The 23,735-nt window shown below is 46.9% G+C and carries 19 protein-coding genes and 1 pseudogene; 11 read left to right on the top strand and 9 right to left on the bottom strand.

Translation table 11 applies throughout. The annotated features are described in order from the left end of the window. Nucleotides 1-83 precede the first annotated feature (83 nt). Nucleotides 84-2,738: a C39 family peptidase gene (locus tag QZW47_RS05780; RefSeq protein WP_293124931.1), complete on the top strand. Its 2,655-nt coding sequence runs from the start codon at nt 84-86 to the stop codon at nt 2,736-2,738. 147 nt (nt 2,739-2,885) lie between these two features. Here QZW47_RS05780 and QZW47_RS05775 read toward each other — a convergent pair whose 3' ends face one another. The 5 genes from QZW47_RS05775 to QZW47_RS05760 form a co-directional block, all read right to left on the bottom strand. Beyond that, a complete protein-coding gene (locus tag QZW47_RS05775; RefSeq protein ID WP_293124929.1) occupies nt 2,886-3,797 on the bottom strand; it encodes an XDD3 family exosortase-dependent surface protein in 912 nt (303 codons plus the stop codon). A gap of 457 nt (nt 3,798-4,254) precedes the next feature. After that, complete coding sequence (locus tag QZW47_RS05770) at nt 4,255-4,476, bottom strand: hypothetical protein (protein WP_293124927.1); 222 nt, start codon at nt 4,474-4,476, stop codon at nt 4,255-4,257. Nucleotides 4,477-4,624: 148 nt separating this feature from the next. Continuing rightward, a complete protein-coding gene (locus tag QZW47_RS30110) occupies nt 4,625-4,759 on the bottom strand; it encodes a YjbQ family protein (RefSeq protein ID WP_366930813.1) in 135 nt (44 codons plus the stop codon). Between the two features lie 5 nt (nt 4,760-4,764). After that, nucleotides 4,765-5,064, bottom strand: a complete 300-nt coding sequence (locus QZW47_RS05765) for a YjbQ family protein (RefSeq protein WP_366930812.1) — start codon at nt 5,062-5,064, stop codon at nt 4,765-4,767. Nucleotides 5,065-5,316: 252 nt separating this feature from the next. Next, nucleotides 5,317-5,532, bottom strand: a complete 216-nt coding sequence (locus QZW47_RS05760; RefSeq protein WP_293124925.1) for a hypothetical protein — start codon at nt 5,530-5,532, stop codon at nt 5,317-5,319. Nucleotides 5,533-6,143: 611 nt separating this feature from the next. Here QZW47_RS05760 and QZW47_RS05755 point away from each other — a divergent pair. From QZW47_RS05755 to ntrB, 4 genes and pseudogenes are all read left to right on the top strand, one after another. Next, nucleotides 6,144-7,673: pseudogene (locus tag QZW47_RS05755) on the top strand (ferredoxin--nitrite reductase); the annotation flags it as partial. Between the two features lie 15 nt (nt 7,674-7,688). Then, complete coding sequence (locus tag QZW47_RS30105; protein WP_366930817.1) at nt 7,689-8,018, top strand: 2Fe-2S iron-sulfur cluster binding domain-containing protein; 330 nt, start codon at nt 7,689-7,691, stop codon at nt 8,016-8,018. 181 nt (nt 8,019-8,199) lie between these two features. Further along, nucleotides 8,200-9,534 carry a CmpA/NrtA family ABC transporter substrate-binding protein gene (locus tag QZW47_RS05750; protein ID WP_293124921.1) on the top strand — a complete coding sequence of 445 codons (1,335 nt, stop codon included), beginning with the start codon at nt 8,200-8,202 and terminating at the stop codon, nt 9,532-9,534. A gap of 214 nt (nt 9,535-9,748) precedes the next feature. After that, nucleotides 9,749-10,618: a nitrate ABC transporter permease gene (gene ntrB / locus QZW47_RS05745; protein WP_293124919.1), complete on the top strand. Its 870-nt coding sequence runs from the start codon at nt 9,749-9,751 to the stop codon at nt 10,616-10,618. 83 nt (nt 10,619-10,701) lie between these two features. Here the strand turns inward: ntrB and QZW47_RS05740 are convergent, their stop codons facing one another. Beyond that, nucleotides 10,702-10,833 carry a hypothetical protein gene (locus QZW47_RS05740; RefSeq protein ID WP_293124917.1) on the bottom strand — a complete coding sequence of 44 codons (132 nt, stop codon included), beginning with the start codon at nt 10,831-10,833 and terminating at the stop codon, nt 10,702-10,704. Nucleotides 10,834-10,863: 30 nt separating this feature from the next. On the opposite strand from QZW47_RS05740, the gene QZW47_RS05735 reads away from it, so the two are divergent. The 5 genes from QZW47_RS05735 (at nt 10,864) to QZW47_RS05715 (ending at nt 19,661) form a co-directional block, all read left to right on the top strand. Further along, nucleotides 10,864-12,894, top strand: a complete 2,031-nt coding sequence (locus QZW47_RS05735) for a nitrate ABC transporter ATP-binding protein (protein WP_293124915.1) — start codon at nt 10,864-10,866, stop codon at nt 12,892-12,894. A gap of 105 nt (nt 12,895-12,999) precedes the next feature. Continuing rightward, on the top strand, nt 13,000-14,952 hold the full coding sequence (locus QZW47_RS30100) for a nitrate ABC transporter ATP-binding protein (protein ID WP_366930811.1): 1,953 nt from the start codon (nt 13,000-13,002) through the stop codon (nt 14,950-14,952). An 800-nt stretch (nt 14,953-15,752) separates the two neighbouring features. After that, nucleotides 15,753-17,936, top strand: coding sequence for a molybdopterin oxidoreductase family protein (locus tag QZW47_RS05725; protein ID WP_293124913.1), 2,184 nt, complete (start codon nt 15,753-15,755; stop codon nt 17,934-17,936). 625 nt (nt 17,937-18,561) lie between these two features. Further along, complete coding sequence (locus QZW47_RS05720; protein ID WP_106151106.1) at nt 18,562-18,867, top strand: RNA-binding protein; 306 nt, start codon at nt 18,562-18,564, stop codon at nt 18,865-18,867. A 332-nt stretch (nt 18,868-19,199) separates the two neighbouring features. Further along, nucleotides 19,200-19,661, top strand: coding sequence for a phosphate-starvation-inducible PsiE family protein (locus QZW47_RS05715; protein ID WP_293124909.1), 462 nt, complete (start codon nt 19,200-19,202; stop codon nt 19,659-19,661). A 238-nt stretch (nt 19,662-19,899) separates the two neighbouring features. Here the strand turns inward: QZW47_RS05715 and rimM are convergent, their stop codons facing one another. From rimM to glp, 3 genes are all read right to left on the bottom strand, one after another. Continuing rightward, nucleotides 19,900-20,547: a ribosome maturation factor RimM gene (rimM, locus tag QZW47_RS05710; protein ID WP_293124907.1), complete on the bottom strand. Its 648-nt coding sequence runs from the start codon at nt 20,545-20,547 to the stop codon at nt 19,900-19,902. A 217-nt stretch (nt 20,548-20,764) separates the two neighbouring features. Continuing rightward, on the bottom strand, nt 20,765-21,397 hold the full coding sequence (locus tag QZW47_RS05705; RefSeq protein ID WP_293125067.1) for a response regulator transcription factor: 633 nt from the start codon (nt 21,395-21,397) through the stop codon (nt 20,765-20,767). Between the two features lie 198 nt (nt 21,398-21,595). Beyond that, nucleotides 21,596-22,870 (bottom strand): gephyrin-like molybdotransferase Glp, encoded by a 1,275-nt coding sequence (gene glp, locus QZW47_RS05700; RefSeq protein WP_293125065.1) that lies wholly within the window; start codon nt 22,868-22,870, stop codon nt 21,596-21,598. A gap of 112 nt (nt 22,871-22,982) precedes the next feature. On the opposite strand from glp, the gene QZW47_RS05695 reads away from it, so the two are divergent. Then, nucleotides 22,983-23,606 (top strand): hypothetical protein, encoded by a 624-nt coding sequence (locus QZW47_RS05695; RefSeq protein ID WP_293124905.1) that lies wholly within the window; start codon nt 22,983-22,985, stop codon nt 23,604-23,606. Nucleotides 23,607-23,735: the final 129 nt, after the last annotated feature.

Genomic DNA, 23,735 nt, shown 5'->3' with positions numbered 1-23,735 from the left:
TCCGGGATCGGATCGTTGTGTTTGATAAAATGAGAAGTTATCCTTGCTGTAGCTGAATAATTAAGTAAGTAGGCGGATAGATAATGACAAGCACCAAGATTATTTTGAGTTACTTGGGCCCACAAGAAATTGAGGTCAATCGAGCCTCTGTCTTAGTTGGCACTTTTGATAAAAATCAAGTGGCGGCAATCACAGCAGCCGAAGGTTCTAAGGCTCTGAAGGCGGGGATAAATTTATCTACAGGCATTTGGAACATTGGTTTAGACAAAGGATTTGATAGCGTCGGTACTCGCACTGTGCAGGTGAAAGCAATTGATAAGACTGGCAAAGTTATCGGAGAGCAAACAATTAACATCAAAGTTAATCCTGCTTCTAATTCCTCGCAACAATTCTTTACGTTAATTACTCTGCAAGACACTCAATTAAAAGCCGGAACAGTGCCTTCAGCCAGTCTCAACGATCAGCAAAAAGCGGCAATACCAGCAGGTGAGACTTATCAAATTACCGACTACGACTTAGAAGACGGACACCTCAACGTTCAACTAAATAATCCTATTTCTCCGGTGGGAAAGTCCGGCTTTTTTTACGAAAAACACGTACTTGTCAGCAAAGGCGCCAAAATCCTGATATTCGATCGCGCGCAACTACCCGCCCCGCCGCCTGGAATGCAGTTGCTGTGGGTGAACAAGAAAACCTGGTTAAAGCGCAACCCCGCAGATTCGGCTACTTTAGGACAAAATCAAAAAGTCAGATTTTACCAGGGCGAAACTTTCAATATTTTCGGCTACGCTTGCGTAGAAAATCATTTTCGAGTTACCCTAGATCGCCCGATTCCCAACTTTGGCAATTCGGGATTCATGTACTCGCAACACGTCCAAATTTTGCAAGACGGCAAGGGAATTTCCTTTGACAGAAACGCTGTTACCATGACAGTTGTCAAAACTACTGCGTTAAAAAAGCGGCCGGTAGATGCTGTCAACCTGCAACCGCCAGAAAAAATTACTTTGCCGGCGGGAATGATTTACGGCATTTCTGGATTCTCGATCGAACAAGGTCACGTTAAAGTCTCGCTGACTGAAAATTTGCCACCTTTTGGCAATACAGGTTTCGTTTATCCCGATTTCGTGCAATTCAGTCGCGCAGGCAAATCTTTTAACCCAGCGCCGAATTTAACTTATCAAGGCCCGACGGAGGTTTTGGTGAATCAGTCGATCGCCCTTTCCGGTACTTTTGACAAGCAAGAAGCAGCAAAAGTTGAGGTGATAGCTGAGGACAAACTGCCCCTAACCGTAACACTAAACCAAACTGTCGGCACTTGGCAAGTCAATTTGCCCAAAGGATTTAGCATACCCGGAGCTCGGTGGCTGAGGTTGCGCGCAACAGACAGCAAAGGTAACATTGTCGGCAGCCAAATAATTTACATTACAGTCAGTTCCGATCCTCTGACTGTCGGCAAAAATTTGAGTTTAAAGCTACTTTCTGACACTTGGTTTAAGGTAGCCCCGGTCGATTCTTCCCGCCTCGACAACCAGCAAAAAGTTCTGGTCAAAGCAGGTCAGACTTTAGCGGTTAGCAAGTACGGATTTATTGACGGGCATATCAAGGTGCTGCTGGATTCGGCAATTTCGCCGATCGGCACTTTTGGCTATTTTTACGAACCCGACGTTCAGCTTGCCAAAGGTAACAAAATCCTCAAATTTGACCTAGCCGACGTACCCAACAGCAACGGGAACGCTCAACTGTTGGTAACTCAAACAACAGTGATTAAAGGTAAACCAGTAGATTCATCGAAACTCCCTGCCAATCAAGTAGCTGACCTAATTTTAGGCACCACCTACGCTATCACCGGTTATGCCTGCATTTTGGGTCATTTTCGAGTAACTCTCGCCGAATCTATTCCCGGTTTCGGCAATGTAGGATTTATCTATTGGCAGTCTGTTCAAATCAAGAAAAACGGCAAAGAAGTTGCCTTTGACCCCGATGCTTTGACGATGACAATGCTGCAACCAACTGTGTTTAAAAAACGTCCTGTAGATGCTGCGAAGCTGACTGCTACCGAGAGAAGTACCCTGCCTTTAGGTCGAGTTTACGGCGTGGAAAGCTACGGTTTGGAAGCCGATCACCTGAAAGTTTCTCTGACGGAAGAAGTGCAAAATTTTGGCAATACAGGTTATGTTTTTCCGAGTTTTGTTCAGTTCAAGCGTGGGGATAAAATTTTCGATCCGGTTCCGAACAATGTGGAATTGAATGTGCCGTATTTTTCACAGCGGGACAATCCGCGTTTTGACTGGTCTACTTGCAACGTCACTGCGATCGCCATGGTGATGTATTATTACGGCGTTCGTTCTAAGTGGGGCGGACAGTTGGAGGATGAGTTGTTGCAGTGGTGTTTCGACTATGCAGGCCAGGGTTCTCAAACCGATCACAACGTGCTTTCGGCGCTGATTCAGGCTTACGGCTTTAAGACGAGTTTTAGTACGACTCGCCAGTGGGCGGATGTGCGATCGCAATTGTTGAATCGGCGGCCCGTAGTGTTAGCAGGAGATTTTACTGCCGCAGGTCACATTATCACTTTAATTGGCTACAATTCTGACGGTTATATCGTGCAAGATCCTTGGGGAGATGCCCTCACCGGTTACAGCGATACTGAGGGCAGAAAGTTGATGTATCCCTACGGCTACATCAATCAAGTTGCGGGCCCAGATGGCAATGTTTGGGCGCATTTTATCTCGCGATAAAGTTGGGAGTATTTAGGAACTGGCTCTTCGGCCAGTTCCACCCCAACATTTAGTTTTTGTGTTTGGTAACTGGCAAGATGCCAGTTCCACTAGAAGATTTACTTTTTGTGGAACGGGCATCTTGCCCGTTCCTCACAATCCAGCGCCTCAAGCAACCTTGCGCTTCATTTTGCGTTTCGCCGCACCCATACCTAAAAAGCTCAATCCTACTACAGTACCGAACCAAGTAGAAGGTTCTGGTACAGCTTCTGCATTCTGAAACGAGGCTTTAATGGCGATCGCATCATTAGCGCACTCAGCAAACAAATTAGCAATATAACTTCCAGAAGGCATTGCGGATTTATTGAAACTAAATCCGATTGTTTGAGAACCTACTGCATTAAATTGACCAAAATTCAGACCGAGAGCACTCAAATTTGCTGGCGTTAAAAAATTAATATCTGCAACTTTTGTCCCCGTAGCGATTGAGTTAAGAACTGTCCAGTTTCCAGTTTGGTTAAAATACGGGTCAGTGGCTGCTAAATCGCCCGTAGATGGGGTTCCGCCTGCCGATGCAACCGTCGTGTTGAATTGATTTAAATTCAGAAAGCCGGAGTTTATTTCGGTGACGTTTTTAGCGGTAACATTACTGTAAACGCCTGTTGCAGCGACCCCTGAGTCATTTCCGGCGGCAAAGCGAACGGCAAATAAGTTGCGATTTGCGTTAGCTGTATCGAAGTTTTGACCGGAAAAGTTGAAGAACAAATCGCCGTAGTTGATGTTACCTCTGGCAGCGGCGCTGTCGGCATATCCTGCTAAACTTAGATTGGAGTTGATGGCGACGAAAGCTGTATCTGATGTTTCTTTAACGGCGATGCCGTAAAATTCAAAGTCGCCGCCGCCAATTTGCGGCCCTGTCACCCCGTCGTTGAAGGAATCGATCGCATAATTCCAGCCGTTAGATAGCGTTGCTGAATAAGCCTGTTGTGGCTGTAGTGCGATCGCCGCACAGAGAACAGCCGCTGAGTAAGTCAAGTAAATCCTAGTTTTAGCAATGCAATCCATAAAAATCTTCGTCATGGCTGAGTTTTAAATTATTAAGTCTGCTAAATCGACGCTCTTTATTTCTAGTAAATCACATATTCCGGCAGATGTTCTTAAAGTTTTGGTAAAGCTTTTTTCGGGTGGATTGCGTAATTTCAACTAGATCCAAAAGAACTAACTCATACCCTTCATTCCGTTGACAGTTGACAGTTTTCCCGAAGAGCTCTTGTCGAAGAGTTGACAGAAGAGCCGACTCGCTAGTCGTTGCGGTTGACAGCGACCTCTACTTTGAAGGAATAGGATTCGAGTAATGAATAGTCTGATTTTAATTTCTCCGACAAGGGAGAGGCATTCAACATATTCTTTGTGGTAAGTAATACCAATTTCAAAAAACATTGCTACCAAAAATAAATTAGAGGTTTTTACCTGTAGGGATACGGCACTGCCGTCTCCGGCAATTTATGATAATGACATATAATTTGTATACGCTTAATCAGTGTAGCAACAATTTGTCACGCATGGTAACTAAATAAGAAACTCCCGCCACAACCAGCACAAGATTACCCAAACCCATCACCCACACTGGTTTACTCAACAAAACCCCAGCTTGCTTGAATAAACCTGCGAACAAACTAGCAAATAAAACTACCGCAGCATCACCCAAAGCATCGCTAATCATTGGCACCCGTACTGAGAAACGGCGAACAGCTACCACCAGCCGTTAACACCCGAAACAGTACCGGGCTAGAACATGGAGGTGTTATATCATTTCTAAAAAAGCTTGTTACACAACAAGCTTTCAGGTGCTGACAGTCACAAAATTTATGCCCGCTGCTGCGACAATCATTTTTCCAAAATTGATTCTATTCGCCCATAATTTGCATAAATAAAGTTCTGTTTCGCGGCCCGTCTAAGTCAAAAAATAAAACAGATTGCCAAGTCCCCAGTGCTAATTTACCTTCAGCAACTGGAATTACTTCGCTGGTACTGAGTGTCATTGCCATCAGGTGAGAGTGAGCGTTGATCGGTTCGTTAAGAGTGGAACTATTCTTAAATGCAAGTCGTTGTGCAGGTATTTGTCGTCAGGAGGCGCTAACTTTGCCAGGTATACTTTGATGTCTGCTAGCAATCTTTCTTCGTTTTCATTGATTGCTAAAGCTGTAGTGGTGTGTTTGGAAAATACTAGGAATTGTCCATTTTTTATGGCGCTGCTGTCAAGAATCAGGACAAATTGAGGCGTTATGTTATAAATTCCGATGCCTGATTTTGTGATTATTTCGATTGTTTGATTAATAATTTTCATAAATTGTCTCTCATTTCCAGCCCTATTCAATCACTATAATGACGTTATATCGATCGGGCTTTAGCCCTGAAATTCCTCAAATGCCGATCGCCCAAAATTATATGGTTTCTCTAAACCATTGCTACAAATGAAGTGTTGGGAACGACTGAAACACAGGTTTTTTCCTCGAACCTTGAGTTACAGGTATGAGGAGGGCGGCGGTTGTTTCTGCAAGCTGTGGCACTGCACCAATCAAATTTTTCCGAATTCTTCTTAACCCATCGCGGAGAGTTCGTTGACGATCTTGACTTTTCCCTTGATCACGGAGCGCAGCAGGCGGTTGAGCGAATGTCTGTCTTGCTCGTCGAGAGAGTCATCCAAAACCGCCGCCATCAAGCCGTAGCGATCGGCTAAAGTCAAACTCCCTGTATCCGTAACAGAGGCAAGTATTTCGGAAATAGCGCCGGGGATAAGTTGAACTAAAAACATGAGACGTTCCCTGAATTCGATACTTGTATCATCTCTCGTTCTCCAAAAATCAAGAGTGACGCTGGCATAGCAGAGAAGGTGATGTTTTCAGGCTAACTCTGTGATACCACGGAGATCATTGTGTGACGGGCATCGCTTCCAGTCTGCGATCGCCGTCACAGTATTATCTCAGAGCTGCCAATTTCCCCATCTGGGTTTCTACATCTAAAGATTTATAGGGATTTTTCAACTTTGTATGTCTTTTGACGCATCTCCAATGTATAAAACGCATCGATAGTATGCGAAAATATCATATAACTCAACATTTTGTAAAAATAGCTACGAATATTTACGGTCATGCGCTTTACATTAGTTCATAACAAAGGTGCATCGAAACGCAGCGATCGATCAAACCATCGGTAGCAACTATAACCATACATAGTTTGGCGGCATTCGAGACAGCGCCCAGAAAAGCTCAAATATATAGAAGACCAACCATGCTTAAAAGAAAGTCGTTCTAGTAACTAAATATACAGTTTTAAATCCATAGGCTCATTAAGGTTAGCAGGAAACACACATTTTATGCTCCAAGTCAATATCTCAGGGAATAAACCAGCAGCGAGGGTAAATCAATGACCCAAACAGTAGAACCCAAAGCCAGCTTGAACAAGTTTGAAAAACTCAAAGCCGAAAAAGATGGCTTAGCACTCAAAGCCGAACTCGACCAGTTTGCCCAAATCGGCTGGGAAGCAATGGACGAAACAGACCGCGAGCACCGCCTCAAATGGCTCGGCATCTTCTTTCGGCCAGTAACTCCCGGGAAATTCATGATGCGGCTGCGCTTGCCCAACGGCGTCATTACCAGCAATCAAACTAGAACTCTAGGAGAAATCGTACAGCGCTACGGCTCCGACGGCAGCGCCGACATCACCACCAGACAAAACCTGCAACTGCGCGGAATTCGCATCGAAGATGTACCCGATATCTTCCGCCGCCTCAAAGAAGCGGGGATGACCAGCATTCAGTCTGGCATGGACAACGTGCGAAACATCACGGGTTCCCCAGTCGCAGGTTTGGACGCCGACGAATTAATAGATACTTGGGAATTGGCGAATCAAGTCCAAGACATGATTACCAACAGCGGCGAAGGCAACCCAGAGTTTTCAAATTTGCCGAGAAAGTTTAATATTGCGATCGCAGGTTGCCGCGATAACTCAGTCCACGCCGAAATCAACGACATCGCCTTCATCCCCGCTTATCAAGACGGCAACATCGGCTTTAACGTTTTAGTCGGCGGTTTCTTTTCCGCCAAACGCTGCGAAGCTGCAATTCCTCTCAACGTGTGGGCTAGTCCTAGCGATGTTGTGGATTTGTGCAGAGCAATTTTAACTGTGTATCGCGATCGAGGCCCGAGAGCAAACCGCCAAAAATCGCGCTTGATGTGGTTGATTGACGAACTCGGCATCGAACAATTCCGCACCGCCGTCGAACAACAAGTAGGCCGTACTTTGCACCCCGCCGCTGCCAAAGATGAAATTATCTGGGACAAACGCGACCACATCGGCATCTACGCGCAAAAACAATCAGGGCTCAACTATGTAGGGTTGCACGTTCCTGTAGGACGCTTGCAAGCAGCGGATTTGTACGATTTGGCCAGAATCGCCGAGGTTTACGGCAGTGGCGAACTCAGGCTCACCGTCGAAGAAAACGTCATTGTTCCCAACGTTCCCGACTCGCGGCTGGAATCGCTCGTCAAAGAACCGCTGTTGCAGCGTTTTTCCATCGACCCCGCACCCCTGATGCGCGCCTTGGTTTCCTGCACCGGCTCCAAGTTTTGCAACTTCGCCCTCATTGAAACCAAAGCCCGTTCTGTAGCAATGATTCGGGAACTGGAAGCCGAACTGTCCGTTCCCAAACCGGTCAGAATTCACTGGACTGGTTGCCCCAATTCTTGCGCTCAACCCCAAGTAGCGGACATCGGTTTGATGGGCACAAAAGTTCGCAAGAACGGCAAAACCCTCGAAGGTGTGGACATCTACATGGGAGGAACTGTTGGCAAAGATGCTCATTTGGGTACTTGCGTCCAAAAGAGCATTCCTTGCGAAGACCTCAAACCCGTGCTGCATCAACTGTTAATTGATAAGTTTGGGGCTGTTCCCAATCAAGCTCAAGGAGATGTGGCTGCCCTCAACAGGCAACTGCAACTGACGGTTGAGAGGGACGAAACGGCTCTGGTGGCCAAACCTCAGACATCTACTGTCATTTTCGCTCGATCGGGCAAAACAGTTGCTTGCAGCGAAGATGAGTTCATTCTCGACGTTGCCGATCGCGCCGGAATCGAACTCGACAGCAGTTGCCGATCGGGAACCTGCGGCACCTGCAAGCAGCAACTCCTAGAAGGCGATGTCGCCTACGACGGAAAACTCGACGCGCTGAGCGATATTGAACCAGGGTTTATCTTAGCTTGTAGCGCGCGGGCGATCGGCAAAGTGTCGATCGACGCCTAAAATCACAATGTGAGATGCGAGGCGGCCAACAGAACTATGTCATTGCGAACAAAATTATGTCATCGCGAATGATATCCTCTCATTGCGAACACAATTATGTCATTGCCAAGGTCGTCAAGCCATCTCACATCTGGCATCTCACATTTCTCGTATCTTAAAGTACACCAATAATTCAAGACAAATGAGCAACCTTTCCAGAAGAAAATTCATCATCACCGCCGGCGCCACAGCAGCAGGCACCCTCCTCGCCCACGGTTGCAGTTCAGGTTCCAGCACTTCTAGCGGCAGCCCCACCTCCAGCCCCGCAGCCGGTGCAGCCTCACCCAGCGCCGCCCCAGCAGTCAACATCAACCCAGCCGACGCCCCCGAAGTTACCACAGCCAAACTCGGATTCATCGCCCTCACCGACTCAGCACCCTTAATCATCGCCCAAGAAAAAGGGTTGTTTGCCAAGTACGGCATGAAAGACGTACAAATCCTCAAACAAGCATCTTGGCCAGTTACTCGCGACAACTTAGAACTCGGTTCTGAAAAAGGCGGGATTGACGGAGGTCACATCTTATCTCCCATGCCTTACCAAATGACATTAGGCACAATTACCAAAGGCAACCAACCAGTGCCGATGAACATTGTCGCCCGTTTAAATACTAACGGTCAGGGCATTTCCGTCAGCAAAAAATACTTAGATTTAAAAGTAGGTACAGACAGCAAACCACTCAAAGCAGCCCTCGCCAATCAGAAAGTTGCTATTACCTTTCCCGGCGGCACCCACGACCTTTGGATGCGCTATTGGTTAGCAGCCGGCGGCATCGATCCGAATACAGAAGTTTCCGTCATTCCTGTACCGCCACCCCAAATGGTAGCTAACATGAAATCCGGCAGCATGGAAGCCTTTTGCGTCGGCGAACCTTGGAATGCCCAGCTCGTTGCTCAAAAGGTAGGATACACCGCCTTAGTAACTGGAGAACTTTGGAAAGACCATCCAGAAAAAGCCTTAACTTTAAGAGCAGATTGGGTTGCCAAAAATCCTAAAGCTACTAAAGCAATTACCATGGCCGTACTGGAAGCCCAGCAGTGGTGCGACAAGCCAGAAAACAAAGACGAGATGTGCCAAATCATCTCTCAAGATAAGTGGTTAAAAGTACCCGTCGCAGATATTATCGGTCGCGCTAAAGGTCAAATTGACTACGGTACCGGCCGCGTTGAACCTGCAAGTGCATTAGCCATGAAATTCTGGGCTGACAATGCGTCTTATCCCTACAAGAGCCACGATGCTTGGTTCATCACAGAAAATATTCGCTGGGGTTATATGCCGGCAACTACCGACATCAAAGCCACGGTTGATAAAGTTAACCGCGAAGATATTTGGAAAGCAGCAGCGACAGCACTTGGCGTTCCCGCTGCCCAAATTCCTGCTACCACTTCTCGCGGCGTCGAAACCTTCTTTGACGGCGTGAAGTTTGACCCAGAAAAACCCGAAGAATATCTGAAGGCTCTGGTAATCAAAAAAGCCTAATCGCAAAGTAAACAGTGCTAATGGTTAACGGCTTGATATTAACCATTAGCAAGTAAATCGATTTGTGATTTACGGTTCGGAATTTGTGATTTATGAGAAGCCGGAAAATTAGCAGGTTATTCTAAAATCTTAAGTTTCGTACTTATTAAAATTAGGTCAAGGCATCTATAAGCAATTATCCATTCACTCATAATTACTCACAGCAAATAGACAAATGGCAACAAATCTTTCTGTTTCTAAAAGTAAAAATCCAGCAAATTTTGTGCTGGATCTGGTTCAAAAAAACCGCAAAAAAATTCTCCGCCCGTTAGTTGCGATCACAGTTCTGCTCGTAGTTTGGCAAATCCTCTGCCACGACCCGACATCCACCTTACCCGGCCCGATTAAAGCCGTCCAAGAAAGCTGGAAGTACATTATCGATCCGTTCTTCGATAACGGTGGCACAGACAAAGGCTTATTTTGGCAACTGGCGGCCAGCTTGCAGCGTGTGGCGATCGGCTTTACTCTCGCAGCAGTTCTCGGCATTGGTTTAGGAATATTAATCGGTACCAACTCTTTAATGTTCGATGCTTTAGATCCGCTGTTTCAAGTATTCAGAACAATCCCGCCCCTGGCTTGGCTGCCGATCGCCCTGGCAGTATTTCAACAGTTCAATCCCTTTGAAGGATTGGGGGTGAAGGCTAACGAAGTTTCAGCGCTTTTCGTAATCTTGATTACAGCAATCTGGCCGATTCTGATTAACACCACAGTAGGCGTCCAACAAATACCCCAAGATTACAGAAACGTCGCCCGCGTCTTGCGCCTCCCCAACCAAAAATACTTCTGGAAAATCCTGCTACCGTCTTCAGTTCCTTACATCTTCACAGGCTTGAGAATTGGTATCGGTTTGTCTTGGCTGGCGATTGTGGCTGCGGAAATGTTAGTCGGCGGTGTCGGTATCGGCTTCTTCATCTGGGACGCTTACAACAGTTCTCGACTCAGCGCCGTGATTCTGGCAGTGCTTTATGTAGGAATCGTCGGTTTGATTCTAGACAGACTGGTTGGTTTCATCGCTTCCAAAGTTGTTCCTGAAGAACAAAAATAAGATTTTGGCATAGGGCATAGGGCATAGGGCATAGGGCATAGGGCATGGCGAATGGCGAATGGGGAATGGGGAATGGTTGCCAACTACAAACTGCTAGAAATTAGTTGTAAATTAATGCCCTGTTTGGCCAATGCCCAATGCTCTGCGCGGGCCAATGCCCTGCGCGGGCCTTCTTCCCAATGCCCAATGCCCAATGCCCAATTAATAATCAGCATCTACAAAATACAAACTAACCCAAAATAATCATGTCAATCCTTATTGAAGTAGACCACGTAGACCGCGTATTTAACTTGCCGAATGGTGAGCAATATATCGCCCTCAAAAATATCGAACTTAAAATAAAAAAGGGAGAATTTATCACCTTAATTGGACACTCTGGTTGTGGCAAATCTACACTGCTAAATATTATCGCCGGGCTGGACACAGCAAGTCAGGGCGGGATTACTTTAGAAGGGCGTGAAGTCCGCGATCCAGGCCCGGACAGAATGGTGGTATTTCAAAATTACTCGCTGCTACCTTGGCTGACTGTTCGCGAAAATATTGCTCTAGCAGTCGATGAAATTTACAGCGGTAACTCTCAAGAAGATCGCGAGTTGGTAATCGAATACCATATTAAATTGGTGGGACTCGGGGCAGCAGCAAACAAACGTCCGGGCGAAATTTCTGGGGGGATGAAACAAAGAGTTGCGATCGCCCGCGCCCTAGCTATCCGCCCAAAATTGCTGCTATTAGATGAACCTTTCGGGGCCCTCGATGCTTTAACTCGCGGTGGTTTGCAAGACCAATTGATGAACATTTGCGAAGAAAGCAAAGTGACCAGCGTGATGGTAACTCACGACGTGGATGAAGCTTTGTTGCTGAGCGATCGCATCGTGATGCTCACCAACGGCCCGGAAGCGCAAATCGGACAAATCCTCGAAGTGGACATTCCCCGCCCCCGCAAGCGCATGGAAGTGGTCAACCATCCGAGTTACTACGCCCTGCGTAACGAAATGGTTTACTTCCTCAACCAACAAAAACGCGTGAAACAGCGTCGGGCAAAACAACAAGCCCCAGCCGTAGTTATCGCCCGCAACGGCCTGGAAAAAGTCAATCTCGACATCGGCTTTGTTCCCCTCACCGACTGTGCACCCTTAGTCGTAGCAAAAGAAAAAGGATTTTTTAAAGCCCACGGTTTAGAAGAAGTCACCCTCAGCCGCGAACCTAGCTGGAAAGAAATTGCTAAAGGTATCGCCCAAGGAAGGCTCGATGCGGCGCAAATGGTTGCAGGAATGCCGATCGCCATGCTGTTGGGCTTGGACGGCGAAGCCCCCGTTCCTGTCAACAGCGCCTTAACCCTGTCCCGCAACGGTAACTCGATTATTTTCGGGAAACACCTTTACGACAAAGGCATTCGCACCTTAAAGGATTTCAAAGCTGCGATCGCCAAAACTCCCGATCGAGGTCATACCTTGGGCATGGTACACTCCGCCTCCATGCACAATCTGCTGTTCCGCTACTGGCTGGCCGCCGGCGGTATTGACCCCGACATAGATGTGGCGTTGACCATGCTTCCGCCCCCGCAGATGGTATCGAATTTAAAAGCAGGCAACATTGACGGCTACTGTGCCGGCGACCCTTGGAACTCCAAGGCGGTCAACGACGGTACGGGTTTTGTCATGGCCCGTTCCCTCGATATTCTGCCCGGACACATCGAAAAAGTTCTCGGCGTTAGCGAAGATTGGGCTCAGAAATATCCTAAAACCCACGTCGCCCTCGTCAAAGCGCTTTTGGAAGCCTGCGAATACTGCGACGATCGCCGCAACCGCGAAGAAATCCTACAATTGATTTGCCAAGAACAATACATCGGCGCCGATCCAAAAGACATCCGTCCGGGGTTCCTCGACCCGTACAACTCTGGTACCGAGGCACAGCCCGAAATGCTCTACAATTTCAACCAGTTCTATGTTGATAAAACCAATTGTCCAGACCGCCTAGAAATGGTGTGGGTAATGGCGCAGATGGCCCGCTGGGGACTGATTCCGTTCCCGAAAAACTGGGTGGAAGTGGTCGATCGAGTTTTGCGGCCCGATGTGTTCGGTCAAGCAGTGCGCGAGTTGGGTTTGCCGGATATCGCCAGAGCTCGCCGGACGATCGAACTATTTGACGGCACAGTCTTTAATCTAGACGACCCGATCGACTATCTTCAGAATGTCAAAATCAAGCGCGGCGTCCGCATTGAAGAAATCTTAATAGAACAAATAGGCAGTCAGTGTTCCATCAAAACGCCTGCATAACCAGCAAATAGGAAGAGGGAGTCAAGAGTAAGGAATCAGGAAACAAGACTCCACATTTCCCGCTTCCTAATTCCCTCTCTTACAAATCCTTAATCCTAAATAGTCATGTCTAATCCCCCAAACCCCAAACCCAATCCTGAAAATATGCAAACTGTAAAAACGCCCCAGGCAACCACAAAAATTCAAACAGAAAAACCAGGTTTTTTGACTATTAAAGATGTATCGAAAGTCTACCCAAATCTTAAAGAACCAGAAAAACCGTTTGTCATTCTCGATGGTGTAAACCTCACAATTAATGAAGGCGAATTTATTTGTTTGATCGGTCACTCCGGCTGCGGCAAATCAACTTTGCTAAACATGATTGCGGGATTCAACGGCCCGACAAGCGGAGAAGTTGCTCTGGCCGGTTCACGGATTACTGAACCAGGCCCCGATCGCATGGTGGTGTTTCAAAACTACTCACTGCTACCCTGGCTGACTGCTACAGAAAACATCCATCTCGGCGTTGAAACTGTTTATGCAGACAAGTCCGCAGAGGAACACGATAAGATCGTCAAGGATAACTTGGAATTAGTCGGACTGACCGAAGCTTGCAACAAAAGACCGGGCCAATTGTCCGGGGGTATGAAACAGCGGGTGGCGATCGCCCGAGCCCTAGCAACTCGCCCCAAACTCTTGATTTTGGACGAACCCTTCGGAGCTCTAGACCCGATTACCCGGGAAGAGTTGCAGGAAGAATTGCTAAAAATCTGGCGCGAGTACAAAATTACGATCGTCATGATTACTCACGATATTGACGAAGCTTTGTTTTTATCCGATCGTATCGTGATGATGACCAACGGCCCGGCAGCTTCGATCGGCGAAGATGTGCACATTCCCTTCAGCCGTCCCCGCAACCGCACGCGGATGATGGAAGACCCGAAATATTACGAACTCCGCAACTTTGCTCTAGAGTTCCTGTTCTCTCGCTACGCGCACCACGAAGAGGATACAACAGAATCGGGGATAGCACCCGTTGTCCTGCCATTACCAGCTAGCAAAAAGCCTGGGGCCACTGCTGACAAGCCCATGCCACGGGTATCCTTTGTGCCTCACGCTGCACAGCCCGTAGAAGCTTCGCCAATCAAAGGCGCAGTCCTGGCAGTTTCGTGGTTGGTAACAATGGCGACTTTAGCTGCTGTCAATACATCTGCTGTTTCCAGCCAGCTCAAGCAAGCGAAACTAGCAGAAACTGCACCGGCGCCAACTGCATCGGCGGTTGTCAGTTCTCCCCCCAGCCCCGCACCAATTGTTGCCAGCCCCGCACCGATTACTGCTGCAAGTCCTGCATCGATGGCTAGCACGGCACCGATTGCTGCTACAAGTCCTGCATCGATCGCCAGCCCAGCACCGATTACTGCTGCAAGTCCTGCATCGATCGCCAGCCCAGCACCGATTACTGCTGCAAGTCCTGCATCGATCGCTAGCACTGCACCGAGTGCGACTGCAAGCCCTGCGTCGATCGCCAGTCCCGCACCAAGTGCTGCTGCAAGTCCTGCGTCGATCGCCAGTCCCGCACCGAGTGCTGCTGCAAGTCCCGCATCGATCGCCAGTCCCGCACCGACTGCGACCGGCAGCCCAGCACCGACTGCGACCGGCAGCCCAGCACCGACTGCGACTGCAAGCACGGCACCGAGTGCGGCTGCAACCAAGGCACCGACTGCGACTGCAAGTCCTGCGGCCGCACCCAAAGCAGCAACCAGTGCCACTTCAGGGATTTCTGACAAACCCGAACTCGATGCGATCGGAAACCAGCTATATGCACAAATTGACCAAAATTGGAAGACAACTCCGACATTTACCGAAAGTTTGACTTATCGAGTCAAAGTTAAACAAAACGGAGATATCTTGCAGTTCGAGCCCACAAATAAAGCAGCTAAAGATTTCGTCAAAGAAACTCCTCTGCCAATTTTGCAAACTCCTGCGGGTGCAGCAGCAGGCACTCAAAAAACTGCTGATTTCCAAGTAACTTTTAGCCCCACCAACGGCGGCGTATTTGAAGTTAAAAGAGCGAAGTAGTTCATTTAGTTGACAGTTGACAGTTGACAGTTGACAGTTGACAGTTGACAGTTGACAGTTGACAGTTGGTAGGGGCGGTGCCCCTGTGCCCGCCCTCAGTTGACAGTTGACAGTTGACAGTTGACAGTTGACAGTTGATAGCTACCTCTACCTGAAACTAAGAGCCTTCGACTAATGAATCGTCGGATTTTAATTTCTCGCCTTCAAGCCAGAGGCTTTCAACCAATTCTTTCTGGTAACTTATACCTTTTGCGATTTTGGATTGGAGGTTTTGAATTGGGAATGATATCACCTCCGCACGCTCCATAAATGTAAAACTGGTTTGATTGTTCGGAATGCAAGTCCTTGTTCGTGACCAATTGCATTCCGAACGATCAAACCAATCTTAGTATGGTCGTTTGTTGCGGGCATGATACGATACGCTATCCGACGACGAGTTGGCTACCCCTCGATTCTTTAGTCCGCTTGGAGCAGGCACAGTTTGTATAGTGGCGGTTGAAACCGCCTAACGATCGAGGGGTCGCTAACGCAGAATTTGGTATAACAAGAGTTAGGTATTAATTCCCTATGTTTGAGGGGGATTTAGGATCGGCGACAAGCTGGCTAGAAGGTAGAGCGATCGCCAATTTTAGTCAGGTAGTGGTTAATTTAGAATCAGGGTATTTTCCGCTTATGTAAAGCCTTTTTGCGGTAATTTGGTAATTTTTGATACATAATTGGCCGGAACCCTCCGTTCCGACTATAATGACGAATTACGAATTATCCATTAGCTTTCAAAAATTAGCATCTAAAATCACCAGATGGAAACTATAAAAACTCTTTGCCCTTACTGCGGTGTAGGTTGCGGTCTAGAAGTTGTTGCAGACAAAAAACAAACTTGGAAAGTCCGGGGCGATCGCAATCACCCATCAAGTCAGGGTATGGTTTGTATCAAAGGAGCAACCGTTACAGAGTCTATTCGCAGCGATCGGCTACTGCATCCGATGATGCGAGATACTCTCGACCAACCGTTCCGCCGCGCTAGTTGGGACGAAGCTCTCGATGCCATTGTTAACCGCATCCAAACAATTCGCTGCAGCACCGGCCCAGACGCTCTGTGCGTTTACGGTTCCGGTCAATTCGCTACAGAAGATTATTATATTGCTCAGAAACTGATCAAAGGTTGTCTGGGAACTAATAATTTTGATGCGAATTCTCGATTGTGTATGTCTTCAGCAGTTTCGGGATACGTTCAAAGTTTTGGTTCGGACGGGCCGCCTTGCTGTTACGACGATTTAGAGTTAACTGATTGCGCTTTTATTATCGGCAGCAATACAGCAGAATGTCATCCGATTGTATTTAACCGATTAGCAAAGTACCACAAAAAGCACCCCAATGTCAAGATGGTTGTGGTAGACCCGAGGCGGACTCCGACTGCTGAAGCTGCGGATTTGCACTTGGCAATTAAACCGGGGACGGATATAGATTTACTCAACGGAATTGCGTATTTGCTGTTGCGAAAGCGGGCAATAGATCCGGAATTTATTGAAGAATGCACGGTGAATTTTGCAGTTTTTGCAGAAGTTGTCAGCAGCTACACGCCGGATTTTGTAGCCTCGCGCTGTGGAATTACTGTCACCGAGTTAGAAACGGCCGCCAGTTACTGGGAACAGTCGCAGCGGGTGTTGTCGCTGTGGTCGATGGGCATCAACCAATCCTCCGAAGGTACGGCAAAGGTGCGATCGCTAATTAATTTGCACTTGATGACCGGTCAAATCGGTAAACCGGGATGCGGCCCGTTTTCCCTGACCGGCCAGCCAAACGCCATGGGAGGCAGGGAAGCGGGCGGACTGTCTAACTTACTCCCAGGATATCGGCTTGTCAAAAATGCCGAACACAGAACCCAAGTCGAGGAGTTTTGGGGAATCGCACCGGGAAGCATTTCCCCGAATCCGGGCCGCAGTGCTTGGGATATGATTACCGGTTTGGAAACTGGCGATGTGGAGTTGCTGTGGATTGCAGCTACTAATCCAGTGGTGAGTATGCCGGATTTGGAACGTACAAAAGCCGCTTTACTGCGATCGCCCTTTACCGTTTATCAAGAAGCCTACTATCCCACGGAAACCTCAGCCTACGCGCACATCCTGCTGCCGGCAACCCAGTGGAGCGAAAAAACCGGAGTGATGACCAATTCCGAACGCCGCGTGACGCTTTGTCCCGGTTTCGATCCACCATCCGGGGAAGCCCGCGACGACTGGAAGATTTTCGCAGAAGTCGGCCGCCGCTTGGGTTTTGCCGAACACTTTGCTTTCGACAGCAGCGCTGACATATACAAAGAGTACGTCCAGTTGACAGGGGGCAGGCCTTGCGACGTAACAGGCCTCAGCCACGAGTATCTGCGCCAGATGGGCCCCCAACAATGGCCGTGTCCCGAAAATCAGCCTTTACATCCAGCGACTGAAGCGAAACGGCTGTACACTGATAGGCGTTTTCACACTCCCGACGCCAGGGCGAGATTTTCGGCCTATCACTCCCGGGGACTAGCCGAACCTCCAGATCCAGATTATCCGTTTGTGTTGACTACGGGGAGAGTTTACGGGCACTGGCACACAATGACGCGCACGGGCAGAACCGACAAAATTAATCAATTGCACCCGCAACCATTTTTGGAAATTCACCCCCGCGATGCTGCGAAATTGCAGATTAAGGAGGGGGATTTGCTCGAAGTTCGATCGCGCCGCGGCAAGGCGCAGTTTCCAGCAAAAGTCACCAAGGCGATCGCCCCTGGTACGCTATTTGTACCGATGCACTGGGGTGCTCTGTGGGCAAAATCTGCTGAAGCCAATGCCATGACTCACGCCACAAGCTGTCCGGATTCCAAACAGCCCGAATTAAAAGCTTGTGCGGTGCAGTTGGTACTCGTGGGCGCAGAAACCGATCCCGAAGTTGTCGCAGAAGTTGGGGAATTTAATTGGGCAAAATCCACCGTCACGGTCTCGAATTGAGCTAATCTCCAATTAGACCTCGGTTTCTTGCCACAGACTCGCATAAAATCCTTGTTTTTTGTCAAGAAACCCGGTTTTTGGGCTATTGTTGCGATCGCATACCAGGCCGCTCTACACTTCGCCAAAACCTGTCCGATCCATTTTGAGCGGTTATCCACGCTACATAATAAATCTCCAATCCCAAATTCCCAATCTCACACCATTTTTGATTTTTGATTTAATCATTGAGAATGACTGACTGCATAAGGGTTTGGAGGTTGTATCGCGTTGGATTTAAACTTGGAAAATTATCAAATCAAAAATCAAGAATCGTTATGCGATGGCACAGTCCACAAGCTGCATACCCTGGCAAAACCAGGCAATAAAAAAAATAAATGTATTTACGATCGGCTTTTCGTGGTTGAGGGTGGGTTTTTCGTTCTTCGTTCCTTCTGCTTTTTACCCTCCCACCCTAGCTGAAGCACCTTCTTGGTTCTTTTTAATCGATGGGCGGATCGGAAAATTGCAGTCTGTGCGTATAGGTGCTATGATCTTTTTATAAGGCTTTATTTTCGGCAGTACAGTTCGTTCGATCGGCGTTCCTCCGGATTTAAATCTCTACAACCTCGATTCTGGAGAATGTTCAATGTCTATCTATGTCGGCAATTTATCCTACGAAGTAACGCAGGAGCACCTCAGCCAGACTTTTGGAGAGTACGGCACAGTAAAGCGCATTCAATTGCCTGCTGACCGCGAAACAGGCCGGATGCGTGGCTTCGCTTTCGTAGAAATGTCTACTGAAGCCGAAGAAACCGCAGCGATTGAGGCTCTTGACGGTGCTGAGTGGATGGGTCGCGACCTCAAGGTCAACAAGGCAAAACCCCGTGAAGAACGTGGTTCTTCCAACAGCGGTAACTGGGGCAACAACGACCGCTCTTCTCGCCGCTACTAAACCGACCCAAGCTAAACTTTTAGCTGGATCGTGTATTTGACTGGTCGAAAACAGAGTCAACAATCGTTATTTGTTGAGAATAGATAGTTGGTTCTGCGATCGTACCGCGTCTTAAAGTCCTCAAATATTGCTAGGCAATAATTTGAGGCTTTTTTATGGAAAAATTGTATTGAATTTTGACTAAATCCTAGGATGGCCGGTAAATTAACCGTAATATTTGTAGCGGTGGGTTCCACAAACCATATATAATTCACACAAACAATCTATATGAACTCGCCCCACCATGCGATCGCAGGTGATAGCGGGCAATTCAACCGATATGAGACAGAGGTATGCTGAAAAAACTATTTAGACAAATTTCTAAGTTAGGCAGTGATGAAAACTTTCTGCATTTTACAGAAAATGTAGAAGTCATAATATCAAAAATTCTCTCACTAGCGATGATTGTAGTAATTATCGTCAGTGTTTGCGATTTATTGATTTTTTTATCAAAAGAATTATTCGATGACCACGAAACTTTTTTATTAAAAGATACGTTATTTGTCATATTTGGGTTGTTTTTAAATGTGTTAATTGCCCTGGAAATCTTAGAAAATATCACAGCTTATCTAAAAAAGCACGTAATTCAAGTAGAGCTAGTTATTGTAACTTCTTTGATAGCAGTATCTCGAAAAATCATCATTCTTGACCTAGAAAAGAAAACCGCAGCGGACTTGATTGGTTTGGCCGCAGCCATTTTCGCTCTTTCCATCAGTTACTTGATGGTGCGGTACTCAAATAAAGTAAAAGATTAATATCGGTCATTAGTCATTGGTCATTAGTCATTAGTCATTGGTCATTAGTCATTTGTCATTTTACCCAGAGCGAAGCCGAAGGGTGGTCATTGGTCATTGGTCATCTCGCCCTGAGCGAAGCCGAAGGGTGGTCATTGGTCATTGGGAATTATTAAGAACTAATACTTCCTCTGGATTGCCTTTAATAATCATTGGCTTGATTTTCTAGAAAAACGGGCGGTTTCAACCGCCTTATAATCTAGATATCGTCCAACAAACCAGGAGGCGGCACAATTTCAAGTCTGCCTTTCTCCAAGTCAACAATTGGCACAATCTCTTGTACAAAAGGAATCAAAATTTTAGTTGATTTAGGCTCTTTAACTTTGATTTTTCGAGGTTTGCGGGTATTTCTGGGGTCAGCGTTTGCTGTGGGAGTTTCCGGCCGTTTTGGCTTGGACAGTTCAGGGGCGACAGGTTCCGGCGCTGTTAAATTTGTTTCTACTTCTAAAAGGTCGTTACCCGCGGGAATAATATCACTTACTTTACCCAAGATTTCGCCGGTTAACTGGTTAAACACTTCCATACCGATCAAATCTTGGACGTAAAACTCATCAGGTTCGAGGTAAGGTCGAGATCCCTTTTCGATTAACAACTTGCAGCCCCGCAGCGCCTCAGCCCCATCGCGGTCTTCCACACCCTCCACCTCTACAACATACAACCCTTTGCCCGGAATGTAGCGGCCGCCCAAAAACTCGATCGGCTCCGGTTCAGTTTTTTTAGGGCGCAAAATCCACCGCTTCCCCGGCTCAATAAACCTTTCCGGAAAATCAGAATCGGGATAAACTCGCACTTCCCCGCATAAACCTTGAGCCGCTACAATTGTACCGATTTCTATCCACTCAGACATAGATTATATCACTCAAATTGCTAGTCATTGGTCAATGGTCATTGGTCATTGGTCATTGGTCATTGGTCATTAGTCATTAGTCATTAGTCATTGGTCATTGGTCATTGGGAATAAGGAAGCGGAAATTAAAAATTGGAAGTTAAAAAAAATTTAATGATTTTTCTTCTTTCTTCGCTCTTCCTTGTGTCAACTGTCAACTGTCAACTGTCAACTGTCATTAGACCAAACCAGTTCTCAGGGCCACAACTGCTGCTTGCACGCGGTCATCCACAGCCAACTTATTCATAATACCGCGAACGTGAGTTTTAATAGTATTTGGACTCAAATAAAGTGCCGCTGCTATTTCCGGATTGCTGTTACCTTCCACCATTAATCTTAACACCTCCAATTCCCGCTGTGACAACTGACCAAAAGTAGTTGTAGAAGCAGGAATCGGGGGTTTGAGGTGTTCGATCACAGTCCGCGCAATTTGAGGGTCAAGATATGTAGCACCCTCAGCAGCCGCCGCAATCGCCGCTAACAGCCTGTCTATGGAAGCACCTTTAATACAATAAGCATCAGCACCGCTAGAAAGAGCAGCAATAATTTCAGTTTCTGCGGTATGAGAAGTTAACATTACAACTCTAACTTCCGGCAGTTGCGCTTTAATTTGCTGCGTCGCTGCTATGCCATCGAGTCGCGGCAAACCGATATCCATCACAATCATATCAGGTTTGAGTTTCAGTGCCGCTGCTACTCCTAAATAACCGTCTTCTGCTTGTCCTACTATTTCTATTTCTGGGGAATCGGCTAAAACTTGCTCTAATCCCAGTTGCATCATCGGATCGTCTTCAACAATTAAAATTCTCATCATAGGAAGGAAGAAGGAAGAAGGAAGAGGGAAGAAGGAAGAAGAATAAGAAGGAAGAAGGAAGAAGGAAGAAGAAGCAAGGAAGAGGGAATAAACAAAGAGTACCAATCATGAAACGAATGACGAATGACAAATGACAAATGACTAATGACTAATGACTAATGACCACCCTTCGACTGCGCTCTTCGGGCAAGATGATTAATAACTAACTTTTAAAACTTCAACGAATTCGCCGGAGCAAATCGAGGTTTCTGATGCGGACAAAACTGCTAAACCACTTGTATGGGCTAGGTTTATCAAATTCGCTGAATTTTGGCTGCCGCTAGCAGGTTCAAATTCCCACGCTCCGGCCACTAAGTGCAGTTTACCCCAAACATAAGTTTCGCGCGATCCGTGCGATCGCAATTCAGAATGACATCGAGCTTTGACAAACTCCGGGCCCCAAGCCTCCGCGCCCAGCCCGGCCATCTTTCGCAAAGCAGGCACAACAAAACGCCAACAGCAAACTAAAGCAGAAACCGGATTTCCCGGTAAACCAAAATAAAGACAATCCGAACTTGCAATAGGCGAGTTATATTCTTTTTTATCTCGTTTAAACGCAGCAACAGTTAAAGGTTTTCCCGGCTTAATCGCCACAGAACTAATGTGAACTTTCCCTTGCAACTCGGTTAATATATCCTCGATATAATCGTAATCTCCTACCGAAACGCCGCCCGTTGAAATCACCGCGTCGGCGGTATAAATAGCCTGAGCGATTGCCTTTGTTAGCGCATCTTGACTGTCAGGAACAATCCCAAATCGCAGCGGCTCAAATCCCATTTGCGCTAACAAAACAGTCAAAGCATACTGATTCGAGTCTACCAATTTTCCCGGTACCAAAGGTTGGTCTGGAGATACCAATTCGTCGCCAGTCGAAAAAATAGCCACCCGCAAACGCCGATAAACAGGAACTTGAATGCACTGTGCAGTTGCCAACACCGCGATTTCTGGGGCGTTGATAACTGTACCGGGTGTTAGCAAAGTTGTTTCTGCTTGATAAAAAGCGCCTTTGTGCCTGACAAATGCTTGTGGCTTTTCAGGAGAAACTAAGATAAAAATGCGATCGCCCTCACGCCTCGTTTCTTCCTGCATTACCACCGTATCAGCACCATCCGGCATCATAGCGCCCGTAAAAATTCGCGCCGCTTGGCTTGATTGCACGGTACATTGAGGCAGATATCCCGCTGGAATTTCCTCAACGATTTCGAGTACCGCTGGTTTGTCAGCGCTGCAATTTTCAACATCCGCAAACCGCACCGCGTACCCATCCATCGCCGAATTGTCCCAATAAGGAAAATCGAGGGAACCAGTGACGGGTGCAGCCAAAATGCGCCCCGATGCTGCCAGCAAGTCTACAATTTCTACATCCCGCTGACTGTCGAGAGGTGCCGCTAAATTTAGAACGATCGATTCTGCTTCTTTTACCGACAGCATCAGTGTCACCCTATTTGACAAGACTTTTATTAGTTTAGCAAATCACCAGCTATAGTGGAAAAGTATTTTTTGATTCGGCTGCGGTAAACTGTCTTTTAGTTCTCCCTCGCTCATGACTATTTTTCGCTCAGCTTTTCGACTCAATTGTTGGTCACTTTTGCTGGTGGGATTTCTGGTTGTCTTGACTCAAATTTCCGGCTTGCAAGTCAGTGATTTATTCTTTCACCCTTTTTTCTCTCCCAATCCCAATGTTGCTTTGTTGACTCGCACGTTTCAAGTATTATGTGCTGTGCCAGTTATTGTTTGTAGTTTTAGCTACGGGCTCGCAAAAACTATGCAGCCGCGCCCTTGGGAAAGTCGATTTATTCTGTCCTCTGCTTTGTTGACAGGCGCATTTCTGCTTAATGAAATTTACAGGATTCATCTATATATTAACGCCTGGGGAATTCCCAAGTTAGGAGTTAGTTTTATCTATGCTATTTTTGTGTTCTCCTACGGATGGTTTTTTCGGCTAGAACTCAGATATACTCCCTACAAAATCTTGTTAGCTGGATTGGGATTGTTGTTTTTTGCGATCGGTATGGACGCGCTGAAGTTAGAAAGCAAAATATTAGGTATTTTGCTAGAAGGAGTTCCCAAGTTATTGAGCGAAATCAACATTGCCTTTTATTATTGGTATGTCTGCAAATCTTTCATTCAAAAAGGTTTTCACGATAATTATAGTAGATACTTATAAAGTTGTGATATAATGAGACCACACGTTTGACTTCAAATCTTCCCAGTTAAAAAAACAGCCTTCACCAGTTTAAAATCGATATTTAGGATTTACACAACCTGCATCGACCGGCATTCACCTGCAATTTCA

The organism is Microcoleus sp. bin38.metabat.b11b12b14.051 (assembly GCF_013299165.1).
GTDB lineage: Bacteria > Cyanobacteriota > Cyanobacteriia > Cyanobacteriales > Microcoleaceae > Microcoleus.
The sequence above is the reverse complement of the archived record's forward strand: the minus strand, read 5'-3'. Positions and strand labels throughout refer to the sequence as shown.